This window comes from Streptomyces sp. NPDC059994, assembly GCF_042737755.1.
Taxonomy (GTDB): Bacteria; Actinomycetota; Actinomycetes; order Streptomycetales; family Streptomycetaceae; genus Streptomyces.
Window position 1 is genome coordinate 1 of the sequence record NZ_JBHWUR010000176.1, and the last position, 9,794, is coordinate 9,794.

The following is a 9,794-nucleotide window of genomic DNA, read 5'->3' on the forward strand; positions in this document are numbered from 1 at the left end:
CCCGGGGAGTTCGCAAGAACTCCCCGGGGCCGCCCCGCCGACCCCCGTACGGCGGCTACTCGCTCGCGATAGCTCCGAGCACGTTCATTCGGCCCGCCCGGAAGGCCGGGACCAGGGCGGCGAACAGACCCACGAACGCCGAACCGATGAAGACCGTGATGATCGTCGGCCACGGGATGTCCAGGACGCCCAGGCCCTCCATGGCCAGCAGCTTCTGCGCGGTCGTCCCCCAGCCCATGCCGAGGCCCAGGCCGAGCAGGGCGCCGAACAGGGCGATCACCACCGACTCCAGACGGATCATCCGGCGCAGCTGGCGGCGCGAGAGGCCGATGGCGCGCATCAGGCCGATCTCCCGGGTCCGCTCGACCACCGACAGGGCGAGGGTGTTCACCACACCGAGCACCGCGACGATGATCGCGAGGGCCAGCAGGCCGTACACGATGTTCAGGAGCTGGCCGATCTGGTCCTTCAGGTCCTTCTTGAAGTCCGTCTGGTCCTGCACCTTGTACTGCGGGTACGGCTTCAGGGCCGCCTTCAGCGAGGCGTACGCCTCCTTGGCCTTGCCGTCCTCCGCCTTGGCGAACATGATCATGTTCTTCGGCACCCGGTCGGCGGGCAGATAGCGCTCGGCGGTCGTGACGTTGGTGTACATCGCGCCCTTGTCGACATTGGTGTCGTCCGAGGTGATCGCCGCGACCTTGAGATGGGCCGTGCGGCCGTTCTTGAAGGCGACGGTCAGGGTGGAGCCCACCTTGACCTTGTGGTCCTCGGCGAACTTGTCGCCGACCGACATGGCGTCCTTGCCGTACGCCTCCGAGAGCTTGCCGGAGACCGTCTCGCGCCGCAGGTCCTGGGCGTAGGTCGGGCTGGCCGCGGAGAGGTCCTCGCTGCTGGTCTTCCCGTCCGGGGTGGTGATCTTCGCGTCCACCGACTTGTAGTCGGTGACGTGGGCGATGCCCGGCGTCCTGCGCAGGGCGTCGGCCGCCTGCGGGACGATCGGCTGGCCGTTGCCCGCCTGGACGATGAAGTCCGCGCCGACCGACTTGTCGAGCTCGGCGGTGGCCGAGGCGACCATCGAGGAGCCGACCACCGAGAGGCAGGCCACCAGGGCGAGCCCGATCATCAGGGCCGCGCCGGTCGCTCCCGTACGCCGCGGGTTGCGCAGCGCGTTGCGCTCGGCCATCCGGCCCACCGGGCCGAACATCCGCAGCACCAGGGCGCTGATCACCCGCACCACACCGCTCGCGAGCAGCGGGCCGATAACCACGAAGCCGATGAGCGTGAGCACCACGCCGAGGGCGAGGACGCCCGCGCCGGAGCTGGCCTTGTCGGCGTGGGCCGCCGCGTAGAGCGAGGCGGCGCCGGCGCCGGTCAGCACCAGGCCGATGACGGCCCGGACGATGCCCGCCTTGCCGTCCGCCGGCGTACCGGCGTCGCGGAGCGCGGCCATCGGGGAGATCTTTCCGGCCCGCCGGGCCGGGAGGTAGGCGGCGAGGACGGTGACCACGACGCCGAGCACCATGCCGACCAGCGGCGTCGTCCACTTGACCGTCAGGTCGTCGGTGGACAGCTCCAGGCCCATCGAGCCCATGATCTTCATCAGGCCGACGGCCAGGCCGAGACCCGCGCCGACGCCGAGGACGGAGCCGAAGAAGCCGAGCAGCAGCGCCTCGACCAGGACCGAGCGGTTGACCTGCTTGCGGCTGGAGCCGATGGCCCGCATCAGACCGATCTCGCGGGTGCGCTGGGCGACCAGCATCGAGAAGGTGTTGATGATCAGGAAGATGCCGACGAGGAAGGCGATCCCGGCGAAGCCGAGCATCGCGTACTTCATCACGTCGAGGAAGGAGCCGACCGAGTCGCGGTTGGAGTCCTTGTTCTCGGCGGCCGTCTCCAGCTTGTACGTGCCGGCGCCGAGCTTGGCGGCGACGTTCTGCTTCAGCTGCTCGTCGCTGACGCCGTCGGCGGCGGTGAGCGAGACATTGGTGAACAGGCCGGTGCGGCCGAGCAGTTCGCGCTGGGCGGTGGCGGTGTCGAAGTAGACGATCGCCGCGCCCGGGTTGGTCACCTTGAAGGAGGCGATGCCGGTGATCTTCGCCTTGAAGTCACCGGTGACGGCGATGGTGCGCAGCTCGTCGCCGATCTTCAGGTCGTGCTTGTCGGCGGTGTCGGCGTCGACCATCATCTCGGTCGGCCCGCGCGGGGCGTGACCGGAGGTGATCTCCATCGCCTTGAGGTCGTTGCCCGTCCAGTTGGCCGCGATGGTGGGACCTCCGTTGGAGGAGCCCATGTTCTCGTTCTCGGCGTTGACGACCGTGACACTGGAGCTGGAGACGCCGCCCTCGGCGGACTTCACCCCGGCGGCGCCGCGCGCCTTCTCCAGGGCCGAGGCGGGAAGCGACTCGGGCGTGCCGGTCTGCGGCCGGTCGTCGGGCTTCGCGTTCTTCGGGCTGACGGTGACGTCGGCCGAGGTGGCGGCGAAGAGCTTGTCGAACGTGGTGTTCATGGTGTCGGTGAAGACGAGCGTGCCGCACACGAACGCCACCGAGAGCAGGACCGCGACGGCCGAGAGGGCCATCCGTCCCTTGTGCGCGAAGAAGTTGCGCATCGAGGTCTTGAGCACGGTCACGAGGTCCGCCCCCGCGCGTCGAAGTCCTTCATGCGGTCGAGCACGGCGTCGGCGGTCGGGCGGAACATCTCGTCGACGATCCTGCCGTCCGCGAGGTAGAGCACCCGGTCCGCGTAGGAGGCGGCGACCGGGTCGTGGGTGACCATCACGATGGTCTGGCCCAGTTCGTCCACCGAGCGGCGCAGGAAGCCGAGGACCTCGGCGCCCGCGCGGGAGTCCAGGTTTCCGGTCGGCTCGTCACCGAAGATGATCTCGGGCCGGGCCGCGAGGGCGCGGGCCACCGCGACGCGCTGCTGCTGGCCGCCGGAGAGCTGGGTCGGGCGGTGCTTGAGCCGCCCGGCGAGCCCGACGGTCTCCACCACGCGGTCCAGCCACTCCCGGTCGGGCTTGCGGCCCGCGATGTCCATCGGGAGCGTGATGTTCTCCAGGGCGTTGAGCGTCGGCAGCAGGTTGAACGCCTGGAATATGAAGCCGATCCGGTCGCGGCGCAGCTGGGTGAGCTTCTTGTCCTTGAGGCCGGTGATCTCGGTGTCGTCCAGATAGATCTGGCCGCCCGAGACCGTGTCGAGCCCGGCCAGGCAGTGCATCAGCGTGGACTTGCCGGAGCCCGACGGGCCCATGATCGCGGTGAACTGCCCGCGGGCGATGTCCACATCGACGTGGTCGAGGGCCACGACGCGGGTCTCCCCCGACCCGTACGCCTTGACGACCTGGCGCGCCCGAGCCGCGACCGCCGTTTGCCCTCCAGTACCCCCGTGCCTGGGAATGGTCACAGCCGTTGTCACGGTTCTTCTCCTCGTTGCGAGTCAGTGCGTCAGTGCGCCGGTGTGCCGTTGGCCCGGCGCGTGTCGTGCGTACGTCTTCAGTCTGGCGATCGGGGGCCCCAGGCACCCTGGTGCCCAGGGGTGTCTTGTTGCTGGGGCTAACCCCACCCTCCCCCAAGCTCTTGAGGAGCAGGGGGGACCGCCACACTGCGGCTCCCCGTAGCCGCTCGATGTAGGACCACGTTAAAGAACCGCTCCCCCTCTTCTCATCCTCCGCCAGGACGAACACCCCCTGCCCTGAAGTAGGGAGGAACCCGTAGGGGCTCTCCACCCCAGGGCGGAGTCCGCACGCGAAGACCTCCACCCCAGCGCTCTCCGTCGCCGCTCAGGGCAGGGATGACAGGGTGGAGCCCGGTCAACTACATGCCCTGTGAACCGATCTTGGGGGAGTACGCCGGTGAGCACCCGGGGCGGATCCGGCGGCCACACGGAGGCGATACCCGGCGCGGCGCCCGGCGTCGCCCCCGATCGGGGGCGCGGCCCGATCGGGGGCGCGGCCCGGTCGTCGCGGCCCGGTCGTCGCGGCCCTGATGCCGGGCTGATCGCGCGGCTCCCCGCGCCCCCTTCTCGGCCCGGTGTTCGTCCGCGGACCGTCGGTGGCTGGGCGCGCCCACGCGGCGGAGCCGCACATGTCACAGCGCCGCGCCTCCAAAGGTTGCGGGGTGTCGCCGCTTCACCCCGTCCCCATAGGGGCGCGGGGAACCGCGCGAGCGGCCCACCACGCCCCGCAGACGGCCACGCACCCTGCGGGGGTGCGGGGAACCGCGCGACCAGCCGCAGTCCGCCCGCAGCCGACACCTCAGGGCGCACCCCCACACGGTTACCTACGGTAACCAGCAGCCCGTGCCGAAAAGTTCGCCCCAAGGGGTCCCCAGAGTGCATACCGACCGGTAAGTTCGCCGCCACCCACCAGCGCTTCCGGCTCCCCCGTCCCCCTCTGCAAGGAGCAGCCGATGCCGCACCACCGCCCCTCCCCCGGCATCCCCCAACTCCGCACCGCCTACCGTCTGTTGCGGCGCGTCTCCACCCTCACCGCCCTCGGGTACTTCGTTCTCTTCCTCGTCCTCTCCGGGTACGCCCCCGGTTTCCTCGGCCGGCACATCTCCGGCGGCCTCACCGCCGGACTGCTGCTCGGGCTCTGCCAGTTGCCGGTGACGCTGGCCGCGATAGCCGTGTACGAGTGGACCGCCCAGCGGACCGTCGACCCGCTCGCCGCCGCCATCCGCCACCAGGCCGCGCAGCGCCCGCCGAACTCCCGGCGGTACACGGACGGAGCCGCCCGATGACCGGATTCGCCTCCGACGCCCGGGCCATGTCCCTGATCGCGTTCATCGCGGTGATCAGCGTGACCCTGCTGCTCTGTGTGATGACCGCGCCCGACCGCGACGACCTCGGCGAGTTCTACACCGGATCCCGCTCGCTCTCCCCGCTGCGCAACGGCCTGGCCATCGCCGGGGACTACGTCTCGGCGGCCACCGTGCTCAGTACGGTCGGGGTCATCGCGCTGACCGGGTACGACGGTCTCGTCCTCACCCTCAGCACCGCGCTCTCGCTGGTGCTGCTGATGTTCCTGCTGGCCGAACCACTGCGCAACGCGGGCAGGTTCACGATGGGCGACGCGTTCGCCCGGCGGGCGCCCGGCCCCGCCGTCCGGGTCACCGCGTGCCTGGTCACGCTCGCCGCGCTGATGCCGCTGATGGTGGTCCAGCTGGCCGGCGCGGGCGACCTCATCGCGTTCGTCCTGGGCTTCGGCGCAGCGGAGTTCAAGACCGGCTGCATCGTGATGCTCGGCCTGCTGATGATCGGCTACGCGGCGATCGGCGGCATGAAGGGCACCGCCTTCATCCAGGCGGTGAAGACCGTCGTCCTCGCCCTCTCCTCGCTCGCCGTCGCGGCCCTGATCCTGCACCGGTACGGGTGGAGCCCCGGGCTGCTGCTCGGTGAGGCGGCCAAGGGCAGCGGCGCGGGCCCGGCGTACCTCTCCTCCGGGCTCCAGTTCGGCGGCGACTCGCTGGACATGATCAGCTCGGAGCTGACGGTGGTGATCGGCGCGGCCTGTCTGCCGCACATCACCATGCGGATGTACAGCGCCCGCAGCGCCCGCGCGGTCCGGCGCTCGCTCTCCTGGGCGGTGTCGGCGGTCGTGGTGATCTGCCTCGCGCTGATCGTGATCGGCTTCGGCGCGGCGGCGGTGGTGGGCCGCCGGGCCATCACCGAGGCGGACCCGCAGGGCAAGACGTCACTGCTGCTGACCAGCCAGGCGATCGTCGGGCCGCACGCCTCGACGCTGGGCACGCTGCTCTTCACCGCGGTCGCCACGGCGATCTTCATGACCTTGCTGGCCTCGATCTCCGGGATGACCCTGGCATGCGCGAACTCGCTCGCCCACGACCTGGTCGCCCACGGGCTGCGCGGCCGGGCCGGGGTGCGGGACGCCACCGAGACGAACACGGCCCGGGTGGCCGCGCTCGCCGTCGGCATCGCGGCGATCGCGCTGGCCACGGCGGCCCAGAACCACAACCTCCAGCCGCTGGTCACCCTCTCGTTCTGCCTGGGCGCGTCCGCGCTGGCCCCGGCCCTGGTCCTCAGTCTGTTCTGGCGCCGCTACACCCGGGCGGGGCTGCTGTGCACGCTGATCGGCGGGACGGTGTTCACGGTCGTGGTGATGACGGGCACGAAGCTGGTGTCGGGCTCGCCCCAGTCCGTCTTCCCCACCCATGACTTCAACTGGTTCCCGTTCACCACGACGGGCCTCGTCTCCATCCCGTTCGGCTTCGCGGCGGGCTGGCTGGGCACGTTTCTGAGCCGCCGCGACGTCTACGCGCAGCGGCAGCAGTACGAGGCGGTGGAGGGGTGGATCCTGGCGGGGGCGCGGCGGTGAGCCGCCCTCACCCCTCCGCCGGGGCCCGCCCCGTGAGCCCCGCCAGGCTGCTCCGTACATGCGCCATGTGCGCGACGGCCTCCTCCCGGGCCTCGGCGTGCTCCCGCAGCACCCGTTCCGTCTCGCGCCCGATCCGTTCGGCCCGCACCCGCGCCGCCGCGACCAGGTCCGCGCCCCGCGCCTCCGCGTCCTCCTGACCGTGGCGGGCGGACTCCTGGGCCTCGGCGCAGGCCCGCCCCGCCTCGGCCAGGGCCGCTTCGGCGTGGGCGGTCAGCTCGGCGTGGCGGGAGTCCGACTCGGTCTGCCGCGCGGCCACTTCGCGGTCGAGGGCCTCGCCGCGCCCGGTGTGCTCGTGCGCCTGCTCGGCCAGCGCGGCGCCGGTCCGCTCGCGCACCTCGCGCAGCGCGTCCGCCGCTTCCGCCCGCTGTTCGTGCGCCTCGGCGCGGGCCTCGTCGAGGTGTTCGTCGGCGGCCGTCCGTGCGGCGAGCAGCAGTTGCCGCGCCCGCGCCTCGGCCTCCGCGCGGACCGTCTCCGCGTACTCGCGGGCGCTTTCGCGCGCGAGGCGCCCGGCCGTGTCCGCCGAGTCGCGCACGCCCGCAGCCTCCTCCTGGGCGCCTGCCCGTACGGCGTCGGCCTCCTCGACCGCGAGGGCGTACAGCGTCCGGGCCCGGCGGCCGAGCGACTCGTACGACTGCGGGCCGAGCGCCGCGACCCGGTCGTGCAGGGCGGCCGCCTCCGCCTCCATCCGCTTGGCGAGGACGGTGAGCCGAGCCGCCCGCTCCCACGCGGCGTCGCGGTCCTCGCCGAGGACGGCCAGCCGGCGGTCGACCTGGTCCGTCCGGTAGCCCCGGCCGCCCCGCACGACGGCGAAGCCCTGGGGTGACTGCGGTGGTTCGGGCGCTGCACTCATCGTTGACGTCCTCCGACCTCTACGGCTTCTCCGGTCCTGCGGCCACATACTCCTGGATCGAAGTGAAGTGGTCATAACACGACACTCCGCCCATCCTTAACGACCAAGGATGCTGCAGTTCCCGTCCGAACCGGAAAAGCCGACGAGGCGCCCGCCGCGTGGGTGCGGCGAACGCCTCGTCGTATCAACGCACTTATGTGCCTATGTACTCAGAGCAGTCCGTCCCAGAACTGTTCGAGCAGCACCGACCACCAGCTCTCCGGCGAGGCCAGCGCCGCCGGGTCGAGCGCGGCGAGCTGAGCCTGGAAGTCGACCGTCCAGCGGCCCGCCTGCTCGGGGTTGAGCCCGTAGCGCAGCCGCCACATACGGCCGAGCAGCGCCATGCACCGTACGAACTCGGGGAGTCCGGAGTTCACGAACTGCGGCGGTACGGACTGGCCGCCCGGGCCCGCCTCCACCGGCACCGCGACGATGTTCGCGGTCCCGTACTGGACGCAGATCGCGCGGCCGAAGTCCGAACCCATCACCAGGTACGAACCCGCGTCCGGGGCGGGCTGCACCTGGCGCTGGGCGGCGAGTTCGGCGAGCGTCGGGACCGGCTGGCCGGGCACGGCCTGCGCCCAGAAGAACGGCCCGAAGTCGGCCGGGAGCCCCGCCCACACCAGCGTGACCGCGACGGCCTCGGGCACGCCCTGGCGGGACACCGCCCGCTGGTCGAAGCGGAAGACGCCCTGCGGGCCGAAGGCACCGGCGAGTTCGTGCGCGACGCCCTCCGGGGGGAGCGGCGGCGCGGGCTGCACCTGCGGCAGCGGCGCGCGCACCGGCTGCGGCCGGGCCGGGCCGTCCGCGACCTGCGCCAGCTCGCCCTGGTGGGTGAGCAGGTGCTGGACGCCCTGGCGACGGGAGGCGTGGTCCGTGCCGTACGGGGCGACCGAGGTGATCCGCACCTGCGGCCAGGTCTCCCGGATCATCCGGGCGCAGTAGCCGCCGGGGAGCTCGCACGAGGCGAGCTCGGTGTGCAGCTCCAGGACGTGGTCCGGCGGCACGTTCATCCCGCGCAGCTCGTGGAAGATCTGCCACTCGGGGTGCGGGATGCCGGGCGCGGACCGCCGGATGAGCTGCTGCTCGGACCCGTCGGCGGCGCGGTACCGCAGCACGGCCTGGTACCCCGGCCCGACGGTCGGCAGACCGGTGGGCTGCTGGGGGTAGCCGTACGCGGGCGGCTGCGGGGGCTGGGGCGCGCCGGGTCCCATCTGGGCGGGCCCGGCGAGCATGGTGGCGGCGTGGTGCACACCACCGGGGCCGCCGGGCGCTCCGGGCACCCCGGGTGCGGCGGGCACGCCGGGCTGGCCGGGAGCCCCGGGCGGACCGGGAGGCTGGGGCGCGCCGGGCCGCCCGCCGGGCCCGAGCCGGCTCGGGTCGGCGAGCATGGTCGCGGCGTAGTGCGCACCGCCGCCACTGCTCCCGCCGGGAACGCCGGGCGGGCCGGGCGGGCCGGGGGGCTGCGGCGCGCCGGGTACACCGGGCACACCGGGAGGCCCGGGCGGCTGCGGCGCACGACCGGCACCGGGGGCGCCGGGCGGACCGGGAGGCGCGGGCGGCTGGGGTCCCCCGAGCTGGCTCGGGTCGGCCAGCATCGTCGCGGCATGGTGCACCCCGCCCCCGCCCGGAGCCGGCGGCGTGGGCGGCCCGTCGGGCTGCGGCGCGTCGGGCCCGAGCTGCGAAACCATCTGCGTGGGTACGTAGGCGGGCGCCGGAGCCCCTCCCGGCCGAGCCCCGGGAACCCCGGGCTCCCCGGGCGGCGGCGGAGTGGTCCCCCGGGCCCCGCGCGGCGGAGCGGCCTTACTGGTGGCGGCATCGGCGATGTCGGCGGCGAAGGGGCGAGGACCGGCCGGGCCGACGGGCGCGCCCGGGACGCCGGGTGCACCGGGGCCGGGGGCCGCGCCGGGGGCACCGGGCAGACCGGGAACACCGGAGCCTGCCGGGGCGCCAGGTGCGCCGGGGCCGCCGGGAGCGGCCGGGGTTCCGGGCAGGCCATGACCACCGTCAGCGCCGGGACCGCCCGGGCCGACCGGCGCGCCCGGACCGCCAGGTGCACCGGGGCCGGGGGGCACGCCAGGACCACCGGCGGCACCGGGGCCGGCCGGGGCGCCATGGCTCCCGGGACCGGCCGGGGCGCCGTGTGCACCCGGTACCCCGGGCCGGGCCGGCCCCGCTCCCGGGCCGCCCTGCGCCTGCGCCTGCGCCTGCGGGTCGAGGGCCGGGGCGATGGCCGTCGGGGGAAGCTGGCTGCCGCCATGGAGCAGGGCCGTCTTCGCCTCGGGCAGAGCCCTCGGCGGCGGGGTGTCGTCGGCGTCCGAGCCGGACAGCGGCGGGGCGAACACCGTCGCCGGAAGCGGTACGGAACCGGCGTCCGACCCGGCGTTCGTGTCCGTACCGGCCCACGGGGTCGCCCCCGACGGCAGGTCGGCCGTCGGCGTCGGCCACGCGACACCGCCGGACGGCGCGGGCGCCGGGGCGGGCGGGGGCGCCGGGGCGGGCGGGGGCGCC

Annotated in this window: 6 protein-coding genes; 2 read left to right on the forward strand and 4 right to left on the reverse strand. The window is 73.5% G+C overall.

Features of this window, described 5'->3' with window-relative positions; translation table 11 throughout:
* Positions 1-55: 55 nt before the first annotated feature.
* Positions 56-2,629 carry an ABC transporter permease gene (locus ACFWA7_RS38730; RefSeq protein WP_385549883.1) on the reverse strand — a complete coding sequence of 858 codons (2,574 nt, stop codon included), beginning with the start codon at positions 2,627-2,629 and terminating at the stop codon, positions 56-58.
* Positions 2,626-3,414 carry an ABC transporter ATP-binding protein gene (locus ACFWA7_RS38735; RefSeq protein WP_371653150.1) on the reverse strand — a complete coding sequence of 263 codons (789 nt, stop codon included), beginning with the start codon at positions 3,412-3,414 and terminating at the stop codon, positions 2,626-2,628. Before ACFWA7_RS38735 ends, ACFWA7_RS38730 begins: the two co-directional genes overlap by 4 nt.
* 992 nt (positions 3,415-4,406) lie before the next feature.
* Here ACFWA7_RS38735 and ACFWA7_RS38740 point away from each other — a divergent pair.
* A complete protein-coding gene (locus ACFWA7_RS38740) occupies positions 4,407-4,739 on the forward strand; it encodes a DUF485 domain-containing protein (protein WP_385549879.1) in 333 nt (110 codons plus the stop codon).
* Positions 4,736-6,334 (forward strand): cation acetate symporter, encoded by a 1,599-nt coding sequence (locus ACFWA7_RS38745; protein WP_385827878.1) that lies wholly within the window; start codon positions 4,736-4,738, stop codon positions 6,332-6,334. Before ACFWA7_RS38740 ends, ACFWA7_RS38745 begins: the two co-directional genes overlap by 4 nt.
* 7 nt (positions 6,335-6,341) lie before the next feature.
* Here the strand turns inward: ACFWA7_RS38745 and ACFWA7_RS38750 are convergent, their stop codons facing one another.
* Positions 6,342-7,244 (reverse strand): cellulose-binding protein, encoded by a 903-nt coding sequence (locus tag ACFWA7_RS38750; protein ID WP_385827880.1) that lies wholly within the window; start codon positions 7,242-7,244, stop codon positions 6,342-6,344.
* A 209-nt stretch (positions 7,245-7,453) separates the two neighbouring features.
* The coding region (locus tag ACFWA7_RS38755) for an SUKH-4 family immunity protein (protein ID WP_385827882.1) at positions 7,454-9,794 on the reverse strand (2,341 nt) is incomplete at its 5' end.